This is a genomic window from Actinosynnema sp. (assembly GCF_052038725.1).
In genome coordinates this window covers 1-23,074 of record NZ_JBQGCX010001084.1, presented here as the reverse complement: position 1 = coordinate 23,074, position 23,074 = coordinate 1, and the positions used below count along the sequence as shown (strand labels likewise).

The following is a 23,074-nucleotide window of genomic DNA, read 5'->3' as shown; positions in this document are numbered from 1 at the left end:
GGCCGAACGCCTCCTCGTACTGGGCGGTCCCGCCGACCGCGAGCTGCACGGCCTGCCTCGCGCTCTCCTCGGCCTCGGCCAGCAGGTCCAGCTCCGCGTACAGCTCGGCGAGGTTGCCGAGCGCGAGCGCGTGGCCGCGCTGGTCACCGGTGCGGTGGAACAGCTCCGCGGCCTGGAACTGGTGGCGCGCCGCCGTCTCCCTGCGCCCGGCGGCCTGCTCGGCCTGGGCGAGGTTGTTGAGCACGTGCGCCTCGCCGAGCACGTCGCCGTCGCGGCGGGCCGCCTCGACGGCCTCGCGGTAGCGGGTGATGGCCGCCTCGGTCTCGCCGGTCGCCAGCAGCGCGGAGGCGAGCTGGTCGAGCGCCAGCACCAGGTAGCGGGCCTCGCCCAGCCCCTCGGCGATCCGGTGCGCCCGCCGGGCGTCCGCGAGCGCTCCGGGCGCCGGGCCGGTGCGCAGCGCCACGCTGTGCGCGGCGTGCAGCACCAGCACCTCACCGCGCGGGTCGCCCGCGGCGCGGGCCGAGCCGAGCCCGATGGCGGCCAGCTCGGACCAGCCGTCGTCGACCGCGCGGACCGCGCAGCGGGTGTGCACGAGCCGGACCAGCTGCCACACCCGGCGGTGCAGGCCGCGCTCGGCGCCCGCCCTGGCCAGGGCGACGACGTTCGGCCACTCCTTGTCGAACCACAGCAGCGCCTGGCCGGACGTGGCGGGGCGGGCGGCGCGGTGGTCGGACTGGCCGGGGTCGAGGCCGTCGGTGGCCGGGCGCAGCAGCCTGCGGGCCCGGTCGCACGCGGCGAGGTAGTGGTCCAGGAGCCTGCCGAGGGCGGCGGCGGTGCGCTCGGGCGGGACGTCGGCGAGCAGCTCCCTGGCGTAGAGGCGGACCAGGTCGTGCAGGGCGTAGTCGCCGCGCCCGCGCTCCAGCAGCAGGTGCGCGTCGGCCAGCTCGGCGAGGCGGCGGCCCGCCGTGCCCGCGTCGGTCCGGCACAGCGCGGCGACGGCCTGCGCGGTGACCCTGCGGCCGGGGACCAGCCCGGCGGCGCGGAACGCCTCGGCCAGCTCGTCCGGCAGCTCCCGGTAGGACAGGGCGAGCGCGCGGGCCACGCCGACGCCGCCGCCCGCGTCCGCGTCGGCGAGGTCGAGCGCGCGCAGGCGGGTGCTGTCGTCGGCGAGCGCGTCGACCAGCGACGCGACCGCCCACTCCGGACTGGAGACGAGCCTGGCGGCGGCGATCCGCAGCGCCAGCGGCAGGTTGCCGCACAGCCGGGCCAGGTCGCGGACCGCGTCGGGCTCCTGGTCGGACAGCGGCTTGCCCACGGCCTCGTCGACCAGCCGGGCCGACTCGTCCTCGGCGAGGGTGTCCAGGGTGAGCACGCGGGCGCCCGCGCTGACCACCAGCGAGCCCAGGCGCAGCCTGCTGGTGACCAGGGCGAGCGAGCCGGAGCCGGGCGGCAGGAGCAGGCGGACGTGCTCGGCGTCGCGGGCGTCGTCCAGCACGACCAGGACGCGGCGGCCCGCCAGCACGGAGCGGTAGAGGCCGACCCGGTCGGCCGTCCCCCTGGGCACGGCGTCGGCGGGCACGCCCAGCGCGAGCAGGAACCTGGCCAGCACCTCGTCCGGGCCGACCCGCGCGCGCTCGTCGTCGGCGTGCCCGCCGAGCTGGGCGAACAGCAGGCCGTCGGGGAACTGGGCGGACCTGCGGTGGCCCCAGGCGACGGCCAGCTCGCTCTTGCCGATGCCGGGCGGCCCGTCGAGGACGGCGGTGGTGGTGGCGTCCCGGTCGCGGGTGTCGCACAGCCGGTCGAGCCAGGCCAGCTCCTCGTCGCGGCCGACGAAGCCGCTGGCGGCGGCGGGCAGCTGGGCGGGCACGACCACGCCGGGGCGCGGGGCGGCGCCGGGGGGCTCGGGGGCGCTGGCGGGCAGCAGGGCCGGGTCGTCGCGCAGCACCCGCTCGTGCAAGGCGCGCAGGTCGGGGCCGGGGTCGATGCCCAGCTCGTCCACGAGCCTGCGGTGGAAGCGCTGGTAGGCGTCGAGGGCGTCGGCGCGGCGGCCGGAGCGGTAGAGGGCGAGGACGGCCTGGGCGACCAGGCGCTCGCGGAACGGGTGCTCGGCGACCAGCTGGCGCAGCTCCCCGACGACCTCCAGGTGGTGGCCCAGCTCCAGCTCGGCGGCGGCCCGCTCCTCCAGGGCGACCAGGCGCAGCTCGGCCAGGTCGCTGCCGGGGGCGTTGGGCACGTCGGCCAGCACCGGGCCGCGCCACAGCCGCAGCGCGTCGCGCAGCAGCGGGGCCCTGGACGTGGCGGGCTTGCCGCGCGCCGAGGAGATCAGCCTGCGGGCGCGGTGGTGGTCGAGGCGCCACGGGTCGACGGCCAGCTGGTAGCCGGGCGGGGTGGTGAGGATGCGCGCGGAGCCCGCCGGGTCCGCCGCGTCCAGGACCTTGCGCAGCCGCGAGACGTAGCCGTGGACGATGGTCCTGGCCGTCGCGGGCGGCTCGTCGCCCCACAGGCGGTCGACGAGCTCGTCGATCGGCACGACCCGGTTGGCCTCCAGGACCAGGACCGCCAGCAGCGCCCGCACCCCCCTGCGCCCGATCGCGATGGGCCCGCCGTCCGCGACCACCCTGAGCGGACCGAGGACGCCGAACTCGAGACCGCACCTGCTCCGGTCACCCATGTCCCTCCCCCCGCCGTCTTTCGTGAACCGGTCACACGTTCAGGTGCGCCACATCTCCCGGTGGATACCTGCGAGTAGTGTTTGTCCGGACAACTTCTGTGGTGCGATGACCGGACGACCGAACGGCGGTTGGGGTTTGGCCCCCGGATGCGCCGCAGTGCAGGAGGGCGAGTGCCGCGCGAGCCGATGGCGGTGGTGGACCGTGGCGCGGCGTGCCTGCTGGGCGGCGCGCTCGGCGACGCGCTCGGCGCGCCCGTGCAGTACCTGGGCCTGCCGGACATCCAGCGGGACCACGGGCCGGACGGGGTGCTGGAGCCGCCGTGGCCCGCGCTGGTGACCGACGACACGCAGCTGACGCTGTTCAGCGCGGACGGGTACCTGCGGGCGTGGGTGCGCGGCAAGCGCACCGGCGAGTGGGAACCGGTCGACGAGGTGTGGAACAGCTACCGCAGGTGGCTGGTGACCCAGCAGTTCGCCGCGCCCGACGAGGGCGCCACCGGGCTGCTGGCGCAGGGGCGGCTGTACGCGAGCCGGTCGCCGGGCCTGACGTGCCTGCGCGCGCGGGCCGCCGACGCCCCGCCGACGCCGGAGGCGCCGATCAACGAGTCGTCGGGCTGCAACGGGGTGACCCGGACGGCCCCGGCGGGCTTCGCGCCGCACCCGGACATCGCGTACGACCTGGGGTGCCGGTTCGCGGCGCTGACGCACGGCGGCACCGGGGGGTGGGTGTCGGGCGGGGCGTTCGCGCTGCTGATCCACCTGCTGGCGGTGCGCGGGCGGCCGTTGCGCGAGGCGGTGGACCAGGTGATCGGGCGGGTGCTGCGGGACGACCCGTACACGGCGAACGCGCTGAACCGCGCGGTGGTGTACGCGGAGGAGCAGCGGGCGACCGGCGGGCCGGTGCGGGTGGACCGGCTGGGGAGCGGGTGGACCGGGCCGGAGGCGCTGGCGATCGCGGTGCACACGGCGCTGGTGTACCCGAAGCGGTCGCAGGTCGTGGACGCGCTGCGGACGGCGGCGAACCACTCCGGGGGGAGTGACGCCACGGCCTCGCTGACGGGGAACATCCTGGGCGCGCTGCACGGCACGGCGGGGCTCCCGCGCGAGTGGTTGGCGGGGTTGGAGCTGGTGGACGTGCTGGCCGCGCTCGGGGCGGACCTGGGGTGCTCGGTGTCGGGGCTGGAGTTCGACGAGTCGCTGTACGGGTGAGCGGGCAGTTTTGTGTCGGGGTTTGTCGCTGACGCAGGCGGATCGGCTCCCGGTGGGTGATCAGCGCCGACAGCGCGGAGCAGCGGGTCGCCGAGAGCGCCTCCGCGCACCGGTCGTGGCTGCGCAGGCGCGCCACGCCCACCCGGTACCGCGTCGCCGAGGGGGACCTCGTCGAGCTGCTGGCCCACGAGGCCGTGGTCGCCGGGGGGATCAGCGCGGCGGCGGCCTGCGGGCTGGGGCTCTCGCACTCCGGCGAGGGCGAGGTGCACGTGGGCGCTTCGGCGGTGGCCGGGCTGGTGGACGAGTTCTTCCCGGTGGAGTCCACGCGGGGGAACCTGCTCGTGCGCGTCGAGGAGAGCGGCGAGGACTGGCACCTGCGCACGGCGCGGGTGGTCGACGGGCTCGCGCTCGCGCCCCGCCTGGTGGTGGCGGTCGACTTGCTGGACAGCGCGGACACGCGGAGCAGGAGCGCGGGGAAGCGGCTGCTGGCGGAGGCGTTGTCCCTGGTTCGCGGGGAGGGCTGAGCGGGCGTGGTCGACCCGGTCAGCGCACCGCCGGAGGACCTCCCCGAACGAGGGCGGGCGCGGAATCCCGTGCCGGGTTCGGGGTTGTGATGAGAAGCCGTCCTCGGCCGCGCGTTCCCGAAAGCGTGCGACCGAGGTCGGCTCTCCCGCTGGTCGCCTGGGCGGCGCCCCGAGCGCAGCACCTGGCTGACCTGCGTGGAGCGGGGAAACCCCGTGCGCGGAACCGTAGCAGAGGTCCTCGGTCCGGTCACGTGGTTCCGCGGAATCCGGCACCGTCCCTTGTGGATCTCCCCCGACCGCCGGGGAGCGCTCACGGCGCCAGCGGCAGGCCCGGTGTGCGGTGGACCCCGCGCTCTGCGTCCACGGCGTGGACCTCGCAGCCCGGCCGGGCCGCCGCCCACGCCACGCCCTCGCGGCCCAGCGCGAAGGCCGCCGTCGCGGTCGCGTCGGCCACCTCCAGCGAGCGGGCGACCACCGTCAGGCTCAGCAGGGCGGTCACCGGCTCGCCGGTCCTGGCGTCGACGATGTGGTCGCCGCGCTCGTAGCGCGCGGACGTGGCCACCGCCAGGCCGTCCACCTCCAGCACCGCGCAGAAGCGGTCCGGGCGGTCCGGGTGGCGGACGCCCACGCGCCACGGGCCGCCCTCCGTCGCGACGTCGCCACCCGCGTTCAGGACGAAGCGGGGCACGCCCGCCGCCCGCAGCAGGTCCGCCGCCCGCTGGACGGCCCAGCCCTTCACCACCGCGCACGGGTCCAGGGCGCCCGCGCGGCGCACCGCGAACGCGCCCCCGGTGGCCTGCCGGTACCACTCGGACACCGCCAGGACGTGCGCCAGGTCGGGCGAGGGCTCGACGTCCTCGCCCCGGCCCAGCCTGCTCACCTCGCTGTCCGGCTTGAACGGGCTGAAGCGGGCGTCGACCTCGTGCAGCCACTCGAACACGTCCGCGATCGCCGCGCCGTGCCCGCCGCCGTCCGGGACGTTGACCGAGACCGGGAAGCCCATGACCTGCTCGACGTGGCGCACGGGCTCACTCCGCCGAGTCGATCGCCGACTGCAGCGACCTCACGTAGGCGGCGCTGGTCGTGGTCGCGCCGGAGACCGAGTCGACCTCCGCGCTCTGCGCCTCCAGCGTCTCCTCCACCAGCACCGGCACCGCCTGCCGGGTCGGGGCGCTGCTCGGCTGCTTGAGCAGGGTCACGGCGGTGATCCGGTCGCCCTCGTAGGTGAGCTGCACCTGCACCTGGCCGTACCGGGTCTCCTGCACCTCGCCCGCCACCACCCGGCCCGCCGCGGTGGAACCGGAGCCGGGGTCCGCCGGGGCCTCGGCGGCCACCGTCGCCGTCTCCGCCTGCGGCTCGTAGCGCCACAGCGGGACCAGGCCCGCGACGGTCAGCAGCAGGACCGGGATCGCCCTCTTCACGACTTCTCCTCCTCGAGCGGCAACGCGGACAGCGCCCTCACCGGGCCAGGGTGAAGCGCTCGGCGTGGACCTGCCGCCGCGGCACGCCCAGCTCGCGCAGGGACGCCAGGACGGCCTCGGTCATCCGGCCCGGCCCGCACACGAACACGTCGCGCTCGCGCACGTCCGGCACCGCCGCGCCCAGCGCCCGCGCCCCGAGCGGCTGCGAGTCGGGGGCGTGGTCGGCGGTCGCGCCGGTCACCACGTGCAGCACCGCGCCCTTGGCCCGCGCCAGCTCGCGCAGCTCGTCCAGCAGCACCGCGTCGCGCCGCTCGCTGACCCGGTAGACCACCACGGCGTGCCCGCCGATCTCCTCCAGCAGCGCCCGCACCGGCGTCACCCCGACCCCGCCCGCGATCAGCAGCGCGTTCGGCCGGGTCCGGTGCAGCGCGGTGAACGCGCCGTACGGGCCCTCGGCGAACACCCGCGTGCCCGGCTCCAGCGAGCGCAGCGAGGCGCTGCCCTCGCCGAGCGCCTTCGCGGTCAGCCGCAGCGAGCGGCCGTCGGGCGCGGCGGACAGGGAGAACGGGTTGGCCTGCCACCAGCGCCCGCGCTCCAGGAAGCGCCACAGGAAGAACTGGCCCGCGCGGGCGGGCAGCTTGTCCAGGTCGCGGCCGGTGATGTGGATCGACACGACGTCGTCCGACTCCGGCACGACGGCCGCCACGCGCAGCCGGTGCCGCAGGTTGCGCCACAGCGGCAGGCCGACCCGGCCGACCAGGACCGCCGCCAGCGCCGCGCCCCACAGCGCCCACCAGTAGGCGGTGGCCAGCGGCGAGGAGGTGAAGGTGGTGCCCGCGGCGACCTGGTGCGAGAACGCCAGCACCACGGCCAGGTACGCGTACAGGTGGATGAAGTGCCAGGTCTCGTAGGCGAGCCTGCGCCGCGCCCAGCGGGCGGACGCGCCGCCGACCACCAGGACCAGCACCACCGCGACCGCGGCGCGCAGCACGCCCTCGACGGTGGTGGCCAGGTGCACCAGCTCGTCCAGCGGCGGCAGCGAGGCGAGCTGCGCGTAGCCGGTGGTGACGAACACCACGTGGGCCACCAGCAGCCACAGCACCGAGATGCCGGTGGCGCGGTGCCAGGCGGTGAGCCGGTCCATGCCGAGCCGCCGGTCGAACCACGGCAGCCTGGCCACCAGGAGCAGCTGGAACGCCAGTGCAAGCGCCGCGTACAGGCCGGTGAGCCTGCCGAGCAGGATCAGCGCGTTCGAGCCGAACCCGGCCTGGGCGAACAGGACCGCGACCACGGCGGCGTTCGCGCCGAGCACGGCGTGGAGGCCGGTGCGGGCCACCGCTCTCGGGCGCACCGCGGGCGCCTGGGCCTGGAGGGTTGTCACGGGGGCTCCTCGGGTGGGGACTGCCGCAAGCTTGGGCCGCGAAGCTGTGGCGGTCCTGTTCCGGACCTGTCGATCGGCTGTCGGCTCCTGTCGATTCGCTGTCGGCGGTCGGCCCGGTGCCGCGCGGGCCGCCGCCTGGCGCAGGATGTAGGCGTGGAGAACGGTTCACCGGTCCGACTGCTCGTCGTCGACGACGAGCCGCACATCGCCGACCTGGTGGCCACGGTCGCCCGCTACGAGGGGTGGCAGGCGGTGACGGCGGGCAGCGGCGAGGCCGCGATCCGGGCCGCGCTGGACTTCCAGCCGGACATCGTGGTGCTGGACCTGATGCTGCCCGACGTGGACGGGTTCACCGTGCTGGACCGGCTGCGCGGCGAGGGCGCGATGGTGCCGGTGGTGTTCCTGACCGCGCGCGACGGCACCGCCGACCGGGTCGCGGGCCTGACCAGGGGCGGCGACGACTACCTGGTGAAGCCGTTCTCGGTCGAGGAGCTGATGGCGCGGCTGCGCGCGGTGCTGCGGCGCAGCACCGGGCCGTCGTGGAAGCGCTCGGTGCTGAAGGTGGCCGACCTGGCGCTGGACGAGGACACCCGCGAGGTGCGGCGCGGCGACCGGCTGGTGACGCTGACGCCGACCGAGTACGAGCTGCTGCGCTACCTGATGCGCCGCTCCCCCACGGTGCTGACCAAGGCGCAGATCCTGGACCACGTGTGGGAGTACGACTTCGGCGGGCGCTCGAACGTGGTGGAGCTGGTGGTGTCGCACCTGCGCCGCAAGCTGGACGTGGAGGGCGACGAGCCGCTGATCCACACCGTGCGCGGGGTGGGCTACGTGCTGCGCCGGGCGCCGAACTGATGCGCGAGCTGGTCACCGGGCGCAGGATGCGGCTCGGCACCCGACTCGCGCTGGGCCTGGGCGCGCTGGCGCTGGCGGTGTTCGGGCTGGTCGGGGCGCTGGTGGTGACCTCCATGGAGGACTACCTGGCGCGCAAGCTCGACGCGCAGATGAAGTCCACGCAGATCGCGCAGGAGAAGGACTTCAAGGAGAACGGCGACGTCCTCGGGCCGGTGTACGGCTGGTACTACGCGGTGTACGAGGTGCGGGACGGGGTGGCCAGGCCGCTGCCGACGCACAAGCTGCCGGGCGACGACCGGCCGATGGCGAAGGTGGCCACGCTGGTCACCGGCTCCCAGCCGGTGTTCAAGACCGTCCACCTCGAGGGCGAGGGCACCTACCGGGTGCGCGGCTGCCCCGCGGGCAACGGGACCGTGCTGGTGAGCGCGGCGCCCATGGACGACCTGACCACGACCGTGCAGCAGCTGACCATGGTGCTGGTGGCGCTGTTCGCGCTGGCGCTGGTGACGCTGGTCGTGGTCGGGCGGGCGGTGCTGCGGCGCGGGTTGCAGCCGCTGAGCGAGATGGCGCGCACCGCGCACGACATCACCTCGCACGACCTGACCGACTCGGCGCGGCTGCCGGTGCGCTCGGAGGGCTCGTACGGCGGGGTGGAGGTGGCCGAGCTGCGGACGGCGTTCAACACGATGCTGGAGCACATCGACACCTCGCTGGCCGCGCGGACCGCGGCCGAGCAGCGGCTGCGCCGGTTCATCGCGGACGCCTCGCACGAGCTGCGCACGCCGCTGACCTCGATCCGGGGGTACGCGGACCTGTTCCGGTACGCGGCGGCCAACGCGCCGGAGGAGCGCGAGGCGCACCTGGAGAAGCTGCGGGCCGAGGCGGCGCGGATGAGCGTGCTGCTGGAGGAGCTGCTGCTGCTGGCGCGGCTGGACTCGGCGGAGGCCGAGCTGCCGGTGCGGTTGGAGAGCGGCGACCTGGTGGAGCTGGTCGGGCAGGCGGTGGACGCGTTCCGGGTGGCGCGGCCGGGGCACCCGGTGGCGCTCGCGGTGGCGCGCCCGAGCGTGCCGACGCGGTTCGACGCGGGGCGGTTGCGGCAGGTGCTGGACAACCTGCTGACCAACGCGGCGGTCCACACGCCCCAGGGCACGGCGGTGTCGGTGTCCGTGGACGTGGTGGGCGGTCACGCGGTGGTGCGGGTGAGCGACTCGGGCCCCGGCATCCCGGCGCGCGACCAGGAGCGGATCTTCGACCGGTTCTACCGGGTGGACCACTCGCGCACCCGCGACCGGGGTGGCAGCGGGCTGGGGCTGGCGGTGGCGCGGTCGCTGGTGGAGGCGCACGGCGGGCGGGTCGACCTGGAGAGCCGTCCGGGCTCGACGACGTTCACGATCACGCTGCCGCGCTGACCGTCCCCGACCCCGGTCGGCGGCGCGGGGACAACCACCTTTCCGGTGAACTTCCCGCGCTCGTCCGGGAGCCTGAGCGGAAACCCGATCAATGCGGTTCCCCGCGCGCGCTCCCGACAACCCCCCGGACACCCCCGGCGGTGCGGCTTCCCGAAGCGCGGTGACGGTTTTCCGCCGGTTGCGCCGCCAGGGCGCAGGTCGTGGTCGGGATGCCCCGCCACTCCCCCGACCAGGTGCGGACCCCGCCCCTTCGCCGCCCGGAACCACGTCGGCGATTCCTCCCGGCGGGTGAACTGGCACCCCCTACAAAGGTCATAGGATCGCCCGCGCGAGCTTTCTTCCGAAACCCGACGTCCCCGTATCGGGGCGTATTTCCGGCATTCCCCCGCACCTCCGTCCGGCGTGCCGGGACACCGAGGTCCCGGCGCGGTCCGCAGACCCCCGGCGCAGCGGCCGGGGTGTGAGCGAGGGAGGTCCGGAAGATGGCTGTTCCCCGGAGAACCACCGCGGCGGTGGCGCTGGCCGCCGCCGCGCTGGCCGCGGCCCCGCACGCCGTGGCGCACGCGGCGCCCCCGACCGAGCGGGTGGCGCAGGTGGCCGCCGCCGCGCCCGCCGCCTCCCGGTGCGGGCCGATGGACGTGGTGTTCGCGCTCGACGACACCGGCAGCATGGGCGGGGCCCTGAACAACATCAAGACCAGCATCAACGCGGTCGTCGGCGACGTGGTGTCGTCGTCCGGCGGGGACTACCGGCTGGGGCTGGTCACGTTCAAGGACTCGATCAACGTGGTCACCGGCCTGGCGGCGGGCAACGCGGGCGCCGTGACCAGCTACGTGACGAACGTGCTGGCCGCGAGCGGCGGCGGGGGTGAGCCCGAGGCCTCCGACGAGGCGCTGCGCACCGCCGTGTCGCTGCGCCCGGCGGCGGGCATCCCGCAGAACGCCGACTTCACCGGCCCGTGGCGCTCGAACGCGCGCAAGTTCGTGGTGCTGGTGACCGACGCCCGCCCCGGCGGCTTCGACGACGCCTTCACGGCCGCCGACCAGGCCAGCGCCACCGCCGTGGCGAACAGCGCGCTCGCGGCGGGCGTCAAGCTGTCGGCGGTCTACGTGCCCACCTCGCCGTCGATGACGCCGACCATCGCGCCGATCATGCAGAACTACGCCACCACCACGAGCGGCGTCTACGTGCAGGCCCAGGCGGACGGCAGCGGCACCGCCGACGCGATCCGCAGGGCGCTGTCCGACTGCCGCCGCACCGACGTGTTCCTGCGGGACCAGGCCACCGACGCCGGGGTCGAGCCCAACGGGACCGACCCGGTGTGGGCGAGCCCGGACATCAAGGTCTGCCCGACCACGGCGGACTGCGCCACGACCTACCAGCCGCCCGTGGGCTCCACGAGCTGGATCCACGTGCGGCTGAACAACCCCGGCCCGTACGGGTCCGGCACGGGCGCGGGCACGCTCAAGCTGTACTGGGTGAACCCGAGCGGGTCGACGGTGTGGAACGAGGCGACCGGCGGCGACTGGACGTTCATCGGCCAGCAGGCCGCGACCGTCCCGGCGGGCACGACCGTGGTGAAGGTGCCGTGGACGAACGTGCCCGGACCCGGCCACTTCTGCCTGCTGGCGCGCTGGGTGTCCGCGAACGACCCGATGACCTGGGTCGAGGGCCCCAACACCGCGCAGAACGCGAAGAACAACAACAACATCGCGTGGCGGAACGTGGACACCGTGCGGGTGCGCCCGACCGCGCCCGGCCGCACGAGCTTCACCCTGGGCAACGCGGTGGAGAAGGAGATCCGCACCGACCTGCTGTTCACCAGCCCCGGCAAGCCGTTCGTCGGCGCGGGCAAGGTCGTGGTGGACCTGGGCCGGGAGCTGTTCGAGCGGTGGCAGGCCTCGGGCGGGCAGGCGCGCGGGATCGAGCGGGTCGGTGAGACGGCCGTGCAGGTGCTCGACCCGAAGCAGGCGGCGCTGACCGGGATCGCGGTGCGGCCCGGCGAGCGGTTCACGGCGGGCCTGGAGTTCCACGGCGGCGAGCCGGGCGGCGAGTACCTGCTGCACGTGGTGCAGCGCCTGGGCGAGGAGGAGCTGGGCGGCGTCGCTTACCAGGTCCTGGTGGAGAAGGAGTAGGTGGAGCAGGAGCAGGCGGAGGAGGAGTAGGCGCGCGGGAGCCCTGAGCGGGTTCTGGGAACGGCAGGGCGGCCCCTCGACCTGAGGGGTCGCCCGATCCGCTCAGGGGGATCTCGGTTACCCCTCAGCTCGACTCGGCCGTTGGCGATCCCCCGACTGAGACCGGCGAACAGAGTCCGGCGAAGAGAGCGGAGCACCGTCGTGCCGTTCACCAGCAACCGAGTCAGAGCGGAACTCGCGCGAGCCACCGGGGCGTTGGCCGAGGCGGAGCAGGACACCGCCGCGGTGACCGCCGTGGTCAAGGCGCTGGACGGGGTCAGGTCCTCCCGCGACGCCGCCAAGGCCGCGCTGGACGTCGTCAGGCAGCGGTTCGGCTGGGTGTACGGCTCCTACTGGCAGGTGGACGGGACGGGCGGGGCGCTGCGGTTCGCGGTCGAGTCCGGCGACGCGGGCGAGGAGTTCCGCAAGGTCACGCAGGAGGCGTCGTTCGCCGAGGGCGTCGGCCTGTCCGGGCGGGCCTGGCGCAGCCGCGACCTGGTGTTCGTCGGGGACCTCGGCACGCTGCGGGACTGCGTGCGCGCGCCCGTCGCGCAGAAGGTCGGCGTGAAGTCCGGCATCTGCTTCCCGCTGACCGAGGGCGGCCGGGTCGTCGGCACGATGGACTTCTTCTCCCTGGAGGAGCTGAACCCGTCCAAGCAGCGCCTGGAGGTGCTGCGCAGCATCGGGCTGCTGGTCGCCCAGGCCATGGAGCGGGTGGCCGACGTCGAGCACCAGGCCGCGGCGGCGCTGGACATCCAGGCGGTGAACGCGGTGCTGCGCGGGCTGGGCTCGGCCGCCTCCGAGGAGGAGGCGACCCGGCAGGCGCTGGACACGGTGCGCAGCGAGTTCGGCTGGGCGTACGGCTCGTTCTGGGCGGTGGACCCGACCGGGCAGGAGCTGCGGTTCGTCACCGAGTCCGGCGACGCGGGCGAGGAGTTCCGCCGGATCACCCGCGAGGCCTCGTTCCGGCAGGGCGTGGGGCTGGCGGGGCGGGCCTGGAAGTCGCGCGAGATGCTGTTCGTCCCGGACCTGGCCGAGATGACCGACTGCGTGCGGGCGCCCGCGGCGCGGCGGGTGGGCGTGAAGTCCGGGGTGTGCCTGCCGCTGGTCGTGCACGGCGCGGTCGTGGGCACGATGGACTTCTTCTCCCTGTCGGAGATCGAGCTGACCGGGAGCCGGGCGGACGCGCTGCGCAACACGGCCTTCCTGGTGTCGCAGTCGCTGGAGCGGATCAGGGAGACGACCCGGATCAGCTCGGCGGGCGCGGAGCTGGTGACCTCCATCGAGGAGGTGGAGCGCAACGTCGTGCGGGCGACCGGGGTGGCGGCCGAGGCGGCGACGCTGACCAGCGGCGCGAACCAGGCGGTCGGCAGGCTGGCGCAGTCCAGCAACGAGGTCGGCGACGTCGTGAAGGTCATCAACAGCATCGCCGAGCAGACCAACCTGCTCGCGCTGAACGCCACCATCGAGGCCGCGCGCGCCGGTGACGCGGGCAAGGGCTTCGCCGTGGTCGCCAACGAGGTCAAGGACCTCGCGCAGGGCACCGCCCGCGCGACCGAGGACGTGGCGCGGCTGATCAGCGCGATCCAGTCCGACGCGAGCAGCGTGGTGACCTCGCTGGCCGAGATCGAGCACATCGTCGACCGGATCAACGAGACCCAGACGATGATCGGCGGCGTGCTGACCGAGCAGGCCGCCGTCACCCGCGACATCGTCGGGGCCTGACCGCCCCGGACCTCCGCTCACCCGCTCGTGCGACCCGCGCCACGTCCTCCCGGATTCCCCTCAGGAGGCGTGGCGCGCGGTCGTTCGGGGCCCCGAGACCTGGTCACCCGACCGGGCAACCACCACCCGAGAGGGAGCACCATGGGCAACCCCACGGACCGATCCGCCACCACCGGCGCGGGGTGGTGGACGAACGCGCGCGTGAGCGTGAAGATCCTGCTCGCCGTCGGCCTCGTCGCACTGGTCGCGCTGGTGACCGGCGTGGTGTCGTGGGTGCGCCTCGGCGCGCTCAACGAGCAGGTCCAGGGCATCAAGAACGAGAGCATGGTCCGGCAGGCGAACCTGCTGCGCGTGCAGAACGCGACAGCCGCCATGTACCGGGGCATGTACCTGTTCGACAGCGCGGCCTCGGCCGAGGGCAAGGCCGAGGGCGAGAAGCTGGTCAAGGACGCCGAGTCCGATCTGGACGCGGCGGGTTCCGCCTACACCTCGACGCCGTCGTCCAGCGCCGGGTGGCGCCAGCAGGTCGAGCTGTACGGCGCTTCCTGGAACACCTACCGGGGGCTGCTGAACGTCGTGCTGTTCGGCGACGCGGCCCCGGCGGGCGTGACCGTGCCCACCAGCCCGGCCGAACTGGGCAAGGCGTTCGTCGACGCCGAGAACGGCATGAACTCCGCGATCGCCGCGCTGTCGGCGCTGGAGCAGTCCGACGGCCAGGCGGCGGCCGAGGCCGCCGACGCGACCGTCGAGTCGGCCCGGCTGTGGACGGCCGTGGTGCTGGTGGTCGGGCTCGCCGCGGCGCTGGCGCTGGCGCTGCTGACCGGCCGCAGCATCGGGCGCCGGTTGGAGCGGGTGCGCGACGTGCTGACCGGCATGGCCGACGGCGACCTGACCGGGTCGGCGCCGGTGGACTCGCGGGACGAGGTCGGCGAGATGGCGCTGGCGGTGAACCGGGCGACCCAGAACGTGCGGGGCACCGTGGCCGCGCTGGCGGGCAGCGCGCAGGCGCTCGCGGTGAACTCGCGGCAGCTCAGCTCCTCGGCGGACCGGATCGCCGGGAGCGCGCAGGACACCGCCGGGCGGACCGACGAGCTGGCCGAGGCCTCGGAGGAGGTCTCGCGGAACGTGCAGACCGTCGCCGCCGGGGCCGAGCAGATGGGCGCGGCGATCCAGGAGATCTCGCAGTCCGCGAGCGACGCGGCGGACGTGGCGGCGCAGGCCGTGCAGGCCGCCGCGGTGACCAACGCGACCGTGGCGAAGCTGGGCGAGTCGTCGGTGGAGATCGGCAACGTGGTCAAGGTGATCACCTCGATCGCGGAGCAGACCAACCTGCTGGCGCTGAACGCCACGATCGAGGCCGCGCGCGCCGGCGAGGCGGGCAAGGGCTTCGCGGTGGTCGCGAACGAGGTCAAGGAGCTGGCGCAGGAGACCGCGAAGGCCACCGAGGACATCTCGCGGCGGGTGGAGGCGATCCAGGCCGACACCGGCGGCGCGGTGACCGCGATCGAGGAGATCGGGCAGATCATCGCCCGGATCAACGACTACCAGCTGACCATCGCCTCGGCGGTGGAGGAGCAGACCGCCACCACGCAGGAGATGAACCGCGGCATCAACGAGGCCGCGGTCGGGACCACCCGGATCGCCGGGAGCATCTCGACGGTGGCCGGGGCGACCCGGACCACCTCGGCGACCGTGGTGGAGACGCAGGGCGCGGCCGTGGAGCTGTCCCGGATGTCGGCCGAGCTGCAGGAGCAGGTGGACCGGTTCCGGATCTGAGGTCGGGCGGGGGGCGGCCCCCGCGCAGGGACCACCGGGAGGTTGGCGGGCTGACCCGCCGGCCTCCCGGTGCCGTTTCCGGCGGTTCTCGGGCCGGGCGGCGCTCAGGGCCGGTGGCGCTCAGGGCCGGTGGTGCTCAGGGCCGGTGGTGCTCAGGCCCGGCGGCCCTCCAGCAGGGCCTGGGCGAGCGGGGTGAGGGAGTGCAGCACGGTGCGGCCCTCGCGCCTGCTCACCACCAGGCCGGAGTCGCGCAGCACGCCGACGTGCTCGCTCGCCGAGGCCGGGGACAGCCGCAGCCTGGCCGCCAGCTCGGTCGTGGTGGCCGTCCCGGTCAGCGCGGCCAGCACGGCGGCGCGCGTGCGGCCGAGCAGCGCGCCGAGCGAGCGGGACCGGTCGGGCGTCCAGCTGGCCGGGTGGCGGACCGGGTAGACGATCACCGGGGGCAGCGCGGGGTCCACCAGCGCCACCGGGTTGCCCCAGCAGAAGTAGGACGGGATCAGCAGCACGCCGCGCCCGCCGAGCCGGACGTCCAGCGGTTTCGGGTAGTCGGCCTCCAGCACCGGCGGGTTCCACCGCAGGGTGGGGCGCAGGGTCTCCAGCGCGGCGTGGACGCCCGCGTCCAGGATGGTCCGCCCGAGCACCGCGCGCTCCGCCGCGACCGCCGCCTGCGCGTCCTCCCACGCCGGGCGCACGAGGACGTCGTGCACGCCCTTGAGCGCGCTCACGAGCTCGTCCAGGGCGTCCCGGTCGCACCGGGCCACCCGGTGGGCCCACGCGGGCAGCGGGCGGCTGCGGGCCGCGTAGGCGATGTCGCCGAGCAGCCGCAGCGACGGCGTGCCGCGCACCGCCTCCAGCCCCGCCGCGATGCCGTGCCGCCCCTCGGCCGGGGTGAGGAAGTCCGGGAAGTAGCCCTCGCGCGGCACCAGCTGGCGGACCATCCGCACCTGGGCCTGCACCCCGCGCTCCACCACGGCGAGCCGGGCGCGGTTGCGCCACGGCTCGAACACCGGCACGTCGTCGTTCGCCAGGCGGTAGAGGCCCAGCACGGTCTCCCAGAGGGGGTCGGGGTCGCGGGCCAGCTTGGTGCGCGCCAGGTCGGCGTCCGTGAAGTGGATGCGCAGCACACCGGCTGACGCTAACCACCTGGTCGGGCGCGCACAGCGGTTCCGGGCAGGCCGCACCGAACAGAGCAGCGCTTCCGGCAGCCACGTCGAGAGCGAGAGCAACAAGCCGAAACTCCCGTCCGCCTCCGGGCCGACACCTCCCCGCGCGCCGAATGCGCGGGTCGATTTCCGCTTGGCTGAAGGTCGAACCGGAGAGCGCGCCGCGCGCGACGCCCGCACCGCCACTCCGCGCCGTGCCCCGAAGGCCCCGCCACCGCCGCGCGCCCCGCGTTGAAACAAATCAACGAACAACAGCCCGGAACCGAAAGCCAGCCACATCGCCGCCCGCGCCGGAAAGGGGTCCGCACCGGACCGCACCAGCGCGGGAGCGCGTCGCGCCGGACCGGGCGCGGGAATCCCCGCAACCCGCGGACCCCACCGCCGAACACCCCCGCCCGATCGCGCGCGCATTCCGGTTCGGACACCCGCCGGGAACCCCCGGCGGTCACCCCCGGAAAAGCGGAACCCCCGCCCCGCGCGGAAACGCGGAACGGGGGCGCGGAGCCGGTGGCGGGACTTGAACCCGCAACCTTTCGCTTACAAGGCGAGTGCTCTGCCAATTGAGCTACACCGGCGTGACCTTCGGCCCTTGCTGCCTTCCGGGCGGAAGCCTGGCACATCGTAAGTGGTCCCCACTCGTGCCACTTGCGCCGAGCGGTGCGCTCAGCCGGTCGAGCGGTTGGGCCATCCGCAGGACGGGGGTACCGTCCACACGGCTGCGGGAGAGCTGGAAACCGCTGGCCAGCGGCATCGACGATGCTCGACGCACCGTGATCAACTCACCGGGGCAGGGTCCCCCTATCAGGGGTGTCCGATGCCACAGCTACTGGTGTGGCGATGTCGGCGTGGCGCAGTGACGATCTTGGCGGAGGTGAGCACTGGTGTCGACCAGGCGCAAGCGGTACCGGGAGCCCGCGACGCTGCCCGACCTGTGGCGTCCCGTCGAGGGACCGTCCCTGCCGGACGCGCCCGTGGTCCACCTGGTGCTGGACCTGGCCCTGCGCGTGGGCGAGGTCCAGCTGGCCAGCGGGGCGGGGGCGGCCGACGTGGCGGCGACGGTGAGCGCCGTGGCCCAGGCCTACGGGATGCCGAGGGTCGAGGTGGACGTGACGTTCACCGCGATCACCGTGTCCTGCCACCGGGGCACCTCGGCCGCACCGGTGACCTCGCTGCGCGTGGTGCGCTCGCGCGGACTGGACTACACCCGGCTGGACACGCTGGAGGACCTGATCCGGCGGATCGCCGAGAACGAGGTGACCGCCGAGGAGGCCTACTCCGAGCTGGACCGCATCACCACCGCCCCGCACCCGTACCCCCGCTGGGTGGCCACGGCGGCGTGGGCGGGCATGGCGGCCTCGGTGGCGCTGCTGGTGGGCGGCGGCGCCCTGCTGGCGCTGTCGGCCGCGCTGGTGACCGCGCTCGTCGACCGGGTCGGCCGCCTGCTGAACCGGCGCTCGCTGCCCTTCTTCTTCCAGCAGGCGGCGGGCGGGATCCTGGCCACCGCGTTCGCGCTCGCCCTGTACGCCACCGACCTGCTGCCCGGCGTGCGCCCGTCGCTGCTGGTGGCCACCGGCATCGTGGTGCTGCTGTCCGGGCTGTCCCTCGTGGGCACCGTGCAGGACGCCATAACGGGCTACAACGTCACGGCGGCGGGCCGGTTCGTGGAGATCGTCATGCTCACCTCGGGCCTGATCGCGGGCGTCGCGCTGACCCTGCGCGCGGGCGTGCAGCTCGGCGTGCTGACCACGATGGCCGACCCGCTGCCCGCGCTGATCTCGACCGTGCCGCTCCAGCTGGCCACGGGCGCGGCCACGTCCATGTTCTTCGCGCTGGCCAGCTACGCCCGCCCCAAGGCGCTGCTGGTGGCCGCGGGCGCGGGCGCGGTGGGCACCACCTCGTACGGGCTGCTCGCGGTCACCGGCCTGAACACCATCGTCTGCGCCGCCGCCGCGGCCACCCTGGTCGGCTTCGTCGGCGCGCTGGTGTCCCGCAAGCTGCGCACCCCGCCGCTGGTGGTGGCGGTCGCGGGCATGGTGCCGCTGCTGCCCGGCTGGACGATCTACCGGGGCCTGTACCAGCTGACCGCCGACGGCGACCCGGCCGGGCTGTCCACCCTGGTCTACGCGGGCGGCACCGCGCTGGCGCTGGCCAGCGGCGTGGCGCTCGGCGAGTTCCTCGGCGAGCCGGTGCGCACCGGCTTCGGCAGGCTGGAGCGGCGCCTCGCGGGGCCCCGGCTGTCCGGCCCGCTGTGGCCAACACGACGTCGTTCGGAGTAATCCCACAGGTGAACCCGGTGTGACGGGGGTGACGGCAGGGCATCCAGCCCCCGCACCCCCACTAACCTCGTGCGTGGGCGAGACGAATCCTTGAGGAGGCGCTACCCGGTGAGCAGCATTGGCGAGAACGGCGCGGATTTCCTGGTCGTGGCCAACCGCCTGCCGGTCGACCTGGAGCGGCTGCCCGACGGCACGCAGCGGTGGAAGCACAGCCCCGGCGGGCTGGTGAGCGCGCTGGAGCCGTTCCTGCGGGTGCACAGCGGCGCGTGGGTCGGCTGGCCCGGCGTGGCCGACGCGGACGTGGAGGCGTTCGAGGAGGACGGCCTCCAGCTCCACCCGGTGTCGCTCAGCACCGCCGAGGTCACCGACTACTACGAGGGGTTCTCCAACGGCACGCTGTGGCCGCTGTACCACGACGTGGTCGAGCGGCCCGCGTTCCACCGGCGCTGGTGGAACACCTACGTGCGGGTGAACCAGAGGTTCGCGGACGTGACGGCGAAGGTCGCCGCGCACGGCGCGACGGTGTGGGTGCAGGACTACCAGCTGCAGCTGGTGCCCGCGATGCTGCGGGAGCTGCGGCCGGACCTGCGGATCGGCTTCTTCCTGCACATCCCGTTCCCCCCGGTCGAGCTGTTCATGCAGCTGCCGTGGCGCACCGAGATCATCCGCGGCCTGCTCGGCGCGGACCTGGTCGGGTTCCACCGGCCGGGCGGCGCGCAGAACTTCCTGTGGCTGGCCCGCAGGCTGGTCGGCCTCGAGCCCAGCCGGGGCGCGGTCGGCGTGCGCACGCGGCCCGGTGTCGTGCAGGTGGGCGACCGCACGGTGCGGGTGGGCGCGTTCCCGATCTCGATCGACTCCTCGGCGCTGGACGCCCTGGCCCGCTCCAAGGAGGTCCAGGCGCGGGCAAGGCAGATCCGGGAGGACCTGGGCAACCCGAAGAAGGTGCTGCTCGGCGTCGACCGGCTCGACTACACCAAGGGCATCGACGTCCGGCTCCGGGCGCTCAACGAGCTGCTGGAGGACGGCAGGGTCGCGCCCGAGGACGTGGTGATGGTCCAGCTGGCCACGCCCAGCCGGGAGCGGGTCGAGCACTACAAGCAGATGCGCGGCGACATCGAGCGCATGGTGGGCAGGCTCAACGGCGAGTTCTCCCGCGTCGGCAGGCCGGTGCTGCACTACCTGCACCAGTCGGTCGACCGCAAGGAGCTGACCGCGTTCATGCTCGCCGCCGACGTCATGGTGGTGACGCCGGTGCGCGACGGGATGAACCTCGTCTGCAAGGAGTACGTGGCGAGCAGGCACGACCTCGGCGGGGCGCTCGTGCTGAGCGAGTTCGCGGGGGCCGCGGCGGAGCTGACCTCGGCTTTCCTGGTCAACCCGCACGACCTCGACGGGGTGAAGAAAGCGCTTGAGGACGCCCTAGCTCTCGATCCCGCGGAGGGCCGCCGTAGGATGCGCGCTCTGCGCCGCCAAGTCCTCACGCACGACGTCGACCGATGGGCTCGCTCGTTCCTTGAAGCCTTGGGCGCGCAAACAGCCGTCTGAACCGTTCCAAGCAAGTTCAGGAACGAGTCGGTTCAGCTGACCCTAGACCTTACGTCACCCGAGCACTGAGGAGGGGCGTTGACGGCCGAGGCCCTCCCCGCCGAACTTCGTCGAGCCATCGTCCAGCTCGCCAGGACACCACGACTGCTGGTGGCCTGCGACTACGACGGCACCCTGGCTCCGATCGTGGAGAACCCCGAAGACGCCCGACCGCTGCCGGAGGCGGTGGGCGCGCTGCGCTCGCTCGCCGGGCTGCACGAGACGACGACCGCCGTGATCTCCGGGCGCGCGCTGCGCGACCTGGCGACGCTGTCCAGGCTGCCCGCGGAGGTGCACCTGGTCGGCTCGCACGGCTCCGAGTTCGACGTCGGCTTCGTGCACGCGCTGGACGCGGACGCCAGGGCGTTGCACCGCAGGCTGGAGGACGAGCTCGAGAAGCTCGTCGACGGCAGCGAAGGCGTGTCACTGGAGATCAAGCCCGCCAGCATCGCCGTGCACGTGCGGCGGGCGCCCGCCGAGGTCGGCGAGCGCGTGCTGGAGGCGGAGCGCACCCGTCCCAGCACGTGGGACCGCGTGCCGGTCACCGAGGGAAAGGCCGGGGTGGAGCTCGCCGTGGTGCAGACCGACAAGGGCCACGCCCTCGACGTCCTGCGCCACCGCGTGTCCGCCACGGCGTCCGTGTTCGTCGGCGACGACGTCACGGACGAGAAGGCGTTCGCCCGGTTGTCCGGGCCGGACGTCGGCATCAAGGTCGGCGACGGCGAGACGCTGGCGCAGTACCACATCACCGACTCGCCCGACGTGGCGATGGTGCTGGCGCTGCTGCTGGAGGAGCGCAGGAACTGGCTGCACGGCGACCAGGCCGTGCCGATCGAGCGGCTGACCATGCTCGCCAACGAGCGGTCGGTCGCGCTGGTCACCCCGGACGCCAGGGAGACCTGGCTGTGCCACCCGGAGCCGGACTCGGCGGCGGTGTTCGCCGACCTGCTCGGCGGCCCGTCCGCGGGCCACTTCACGATCAAGCCGGAGCACGGCTCGCTGCCGCTGGGCCAGCGCTACGTGCCGGGCACGATGGTCGTGGAGACCCGGTGGTCGCGGCTGCTGGTCACCGACTACCTGGACCACGACCTGCCGGGCCACCGCACCGACCTGGTGCGGCGGATCAGCGGGTCCACGAACGCGGTCATCACCTTCGCGCCCCGGCCCGAGTTCGGGCAGGTGCCGGTGCGGCTGCTGCGCGAGCGCGACGGCCTGCGGGTCGCGGGCACCTCGGAGCCGATGGTGCTGCGCTCGCCGGGCGTGGACTGGGAGATCACCAGCGACGGCGTGCAGGAGACCGCGGTCGCGGTCGTGCGGCCGAGGGAGGGCGCGGCGATCCTGCTGGAGCTGCGCTGCGGCACGGACGACCTGTCCGAGAGCACGCTGGGCGAGCCCGAGCGGCGCGCCCGCGCGGGCGGGTTCTGGTCGGACTGGGCGGCGACGCTGAAGCTGCCGTCCGTCGAGCCGGAGCTGGTGCTGCGGTCGGCGCTGACCCTCAAGGGCCTGGTGCACCACGAGACCGGGGCCATCATGGCGGCGGCGACCACGTCGCTGCCCGAGGAGCTCGGCGGCATCCGGAACTGGGACTACCGCTACTGCTGGCTGCGGGACGCGGCGCTGACCGCGCAGGCGCTGGTGTCGGTCGGCTCGCTGACCGAGGCCGAGGCGTTCCTGGGCTGGGTGCACGGCGTGCTGGACACGCTGCCCGGCCCGGAGCGGCTGCACCCGCTGTACACGCTGCAGGGCACCATGCTGGGCGCCGAGGCGGTCATCGACACGCTGCCCGGCTACGCGGGGTCGCGGCCGGTGCGCGTGGGCAACCTGGCGAACCAGCAGGTGCAGCTGGACGTGTTCGGGCCCGTCGTGGACCTGGTCGCCGAGCTGGCGAGCGCGCGCGGCGCGCTCACCGACGAGGACTGGCGGATGGTCCAGGCCATGGCGGAGGCCGTGGCGCGGCGGTGGCACGAGCCGGACCACGGCATCTGGGAGGAGCGGCACGCTCCCCGGCACCACGTGTACTCGAAGGTCATGTGCTGGGTCACGCTGGACCGCGCGGTGCGGTTGGCCGAGCAGTACGGGCGCGCCCTCGACCCGTCGTGGCCGGTGCTGCGGGACACGATCGCCACGGACGTGCTGAAGAACGGGTGGAGCGACGTCGCCCAGTCCTTCACGACCGCGTACGACGGCGACGACCTGGACGCGGCCTCGCTGCACGTGGGGCTGACCGGGCTGATCGACCCGACGGACGAGCGGTTCCAGGCCACGGTCACCGCGATCGAGGCGGAGCTGCGGTCCGGGTCCACGGTGTACCGGTACCGGCGCGACGACGGTCTTCCCGGCGACGAGGGCGGGTTCCACCTGTGCGCCGCGTGGATGATCGAGTCGTACCTGCTGACCGGTCGGCGGACGGAGGCCGAGGAGCTGTTCGCGCAGATGGTCGACGCCGCCGGGCCCACCGGGCTGCTGCCGGAGGAGTACGACCCGATCGCGGAGCGCTCGCTGGGCAACCACCCGCAGGCGTACAGCCACCTCGGGCTGATCCGGTGCGCGCAGCTGCTGGCGAAGTGAGCTGACCGCCCCGCGGGGCGGTGATCGACGCGGAACCCCCGTTCCCGGCCTCGCGGCCGGGGGCGGGGGTTCCGGCTTGTCGCCACCGGCGCGTCAGGACCGCTCGGCGAGCGCCGCAGGCACGAGGTCGACCGCGGGGGCGCCGGACGCCGGGTTCCGGCCGGTGACCGGGGTGCCGTCGCGCGTGGTGAACGGGGCGCGCCCTGCACGTGGTGCGCGCCGGGCGTGCGGAGCGGCCGGTTCCTCGGCCCGGTGGCCGGCGGGGTGGTGGGGGCCGTCGGTGCGCTCCCGCGCGTCGGCGGCGGACATGACGATCAGGGTGCGGCTCACGGGGGTTC

15 protein-coding genes, 1 tRNA gene and 1 pseudogene are annotated in these 23,074 nt (G+C 74.5%); 10 read left to right on the top strand and 7 right to left on the bottom strand.

What is annotated here, in order from left to right; genetic code table 11:
* Nucleotides 1-2,671 (bottom strand): BTAD domain-containing putative transcriptional regulator (locus tag ACTUAL_RS22995; RefSeq protein ID WP_440901693.1); only part of this gene is annotated, 2,671 nt, incomplete at its 3' end.
* Nucleotides 2,672-2,842: 171 nt separating this feature from the next.
* Between ACTUAL_RS22995 and ACTUAL_RS22990 the strand changes: the two genes are divergently transcribed.
* Together ACTUAL_RS22990 and ACTUAL_RS22985 are read left to right on the top strand one after the other, a co-directional pair.
* On the top strand, nt 2,843-3,880 hold the full coding sequence (locus tag ACTUAL_RS22990) for an ADP-ribosylglycohydrolase family protein (RefSeq protein ID WP_440901692.1): 1,038 nt from the start codon (nt 2,843-2,845) through the stop codon (nt 3,878-3,880).
* Nucleotides 3,881-3,936: 56 nt separating this feature from the next.
* Nucleotides 3,937-4,404 carry a hypothetical protein gene (locus tag ACTUAL_RS22985; RefSeq protein WP_440901691.1) on the top strand — a complete coding sequence of 156 codons (468 nt, stop codon included), beginning with the start codon at nt 3,937-3,939 and terminating at the stop codon, nt 4,402-4,404.
* Nucleotides 4,405-4,714: 310 nt separating this feature from the next.
* On the opposite strand, the gene ACTUAL_RS22980 is transcribed toward ACTUAL_RS22985, so the two are convergent.
* Genes ACTUAL_RS22980 through ACTUAL_RS22970 form a run of 3 tightly spaced genes read right to left on the bottom strand, consistent with a single transcriptional unit; the run spans nt 4,715 to nt 7,206 of the window.
* Nucleotides 4,715-5,428, bottom strand: a complete 714-nt coding sequence (locus tag ACTUAL_RS22980; RefSeq protein ID WP_440901690.1) for an FAD:protein FMN transferase — start codon at nt 5,426-5,428, stop codon at nt 4,715-4,717.
* 4 nt (nt 5,429-5,432) lie between these two features.
* Nucleotides 5,433-5,825 (bottom strand): FMN-binding protein, encoded by a 393-nt coding sequence (locus ACTUAL_RS22975; protein ID WP_440901689.1) that lies wholly within the window; start codon nt 5,823-5,825, stop codon nt 5,433-5,435.
* Between the two features lie 37 nt (nt 5,826-5,862).
* Nucleotides 5,863-7,206: a ferredoxin reductase family protein gene (locus tag ACTUAL_RS22970; RefSeq protein ID WP_440901688.1), complete on the bottom strand. Its 1,344-nt coding sequence runs from the start codon at nt 7,204-7,206 to the stop codon at nt 5,863-5,865.
* A 153-nt stretch (nt 7,207-7,359) separates the two neighbouring features.
* Between ACTUAL_RS22970 and ACTUAL_RS22965 the strand changes: the two genes are divergently transcribed.
* The 5 genes from ACTUAL_RS22965 to ACTUAL_RS22945 all read left to right on the top strand — a co-directional run bounded on the left by ACTUAL_RS22965 (nt 7,360) and on the right by ACTUAL_RS22945 (nt 15,145).
* Nucleotides 7,360-8,061, top strand: coding sequence for a response regulator transcription factor (locus ACTUAL_RS22965; RefSeq protein ID WP_096491236.1), 702 nt, complete (start codon nt 7,360-7,362; stop codon nt 8,059-8,061).
* Nucleotides 8,061-9,470 carry a sensor histidine kinase gene (locus ACTUAL_RS22960; RefSeq protein WP_096491235.1) on the top strand — a complete coding sequence of 470 codons (1,410 nt, stop codon included), beginning with the start codon at nt 8,061-8,063 and terminating at the stop codon, nt 9,468-9,470. The genes ACTUAL_RS22965 and ACTUAL_RS22960 overlap by 1 nt, the downstream gene beginning before the upstream one ends.
* 482 nt (nt 9,471-9,952) lie before the next feature.
* Nucleotides 9,953-11,605: a vWA domain-containing protein gene (locus ACTUAL_RS22955; protein ID WP_096491234.1), complete on the top strand. Its 1,653-nt coding sequence runs from the start codon at nt 9,953-9,955 to the stop codon at nt 11,603-11,605.
* Between the two features lie 255 nt (nt 11,606-11,860).
* Entirely contained in the window at nt 11,861-13,369 is a 1,509-nt protein-coding gene (locus ACTUAL_RS22950) for a GAF domain-containing protein (RefSeq protein ID WP_440901687.1), read from the top strand.
* 201 nt (nt 13,370-13,570) lie between these two features.
* Complete coding sequence (locus ACTUAL_RS22945; RefSeq protein WP_232519666.1) at nt 13,571-15,145, top strand: methyl-accepting chemotaxis protein; 1,575 nt, start codon at nt 13,571-13,573, stop codon at nt 15,143-15,145.
* A 152-nt stretch (nt 15,146-15,297) separates the two neighbouring features.
* Here ACTUAL_RS22945 and ACTUAL_RS22940 read toward each other — a convergent pair whose 3' ends face one another.
* Both ACTUAL_RS22940 and ACTUAL_RS22935 read right to left on the bottom strand, forming a co-directional pair.
* A complete protein-coding gene (locus ACTUAL_RS22940) occupies nt 15,298-16,269 on the bottom strand; it encodes a helix-turn-helix domain-containing protein (RefSeq protein ID WP_440901686.1) in 972 nt (323 codons plus the stop codon).
* A gap of 541 nt (nt 16,270-16,810) precedes the next feature.
* A tRNA-Thr gene (locus ACTUAL_RS22935) sits at nt 16,811-16,883 on the bottom strand.
* A 306-nt stretch (nt 16,884-17,189) separates the two neighbouring features.
* On the opposite strand from ACTUAL_RS22935, the gene ACTUAL_RS22930 reads away from it, so the two are divergent.
* From ACTUAL_RS22930 to otsB, 3 genes are all read left to right on the top strand, one after another.
* Nucleotides 17,190-18,584: a threonine/serine ThrE exporter family protein gene (locus ACTUAL_RS22930; RefSeq protein ID WP_096491230.1), complete on the top strand. Its 1,395-nt coding sequence runs from the start codon at nt 17,190-17,192 to the stop codon at nt 18,582-18,584.
* A 108-nt stretch (nt 18,585-18,692) separates the two neighbouring features.
* On the top strand, nt 18,693-20,129 hold the full coding sequence (locus ACTUAL_RS22925) for an alpha,alpha-trehalose-phosphate synthase (UDP-forming) (RefSeq protein WP_096491229.1): 1,437 nt from the start codon (nt 18,693-18,695) through the stop codon (nt 20,127-20,129).
* Nucleotides 20,130-20,207: 78 nt separating this feature from the next.
* A complete protein-coding gene (otsB, locus tag ACTUAL_RS22920; RefSeq protein WP_440901685.1) occupies nt 20,208-22,736 on the top strand; it encodes a trehalose-phosphatase in 2,529 nt (842 codons plus the stop codon).
* 93 nt (nt 22,737-22,829) lie between these two features.
* Here the strand turns inward: otsB and ACTUAL_RS22915 are convergent.
* Nucleotides 22,830-23,074, bottom strand: a pseudogene (locus ACTUAL_RS22915) (hypothetical protein); the annotation flags it as partial.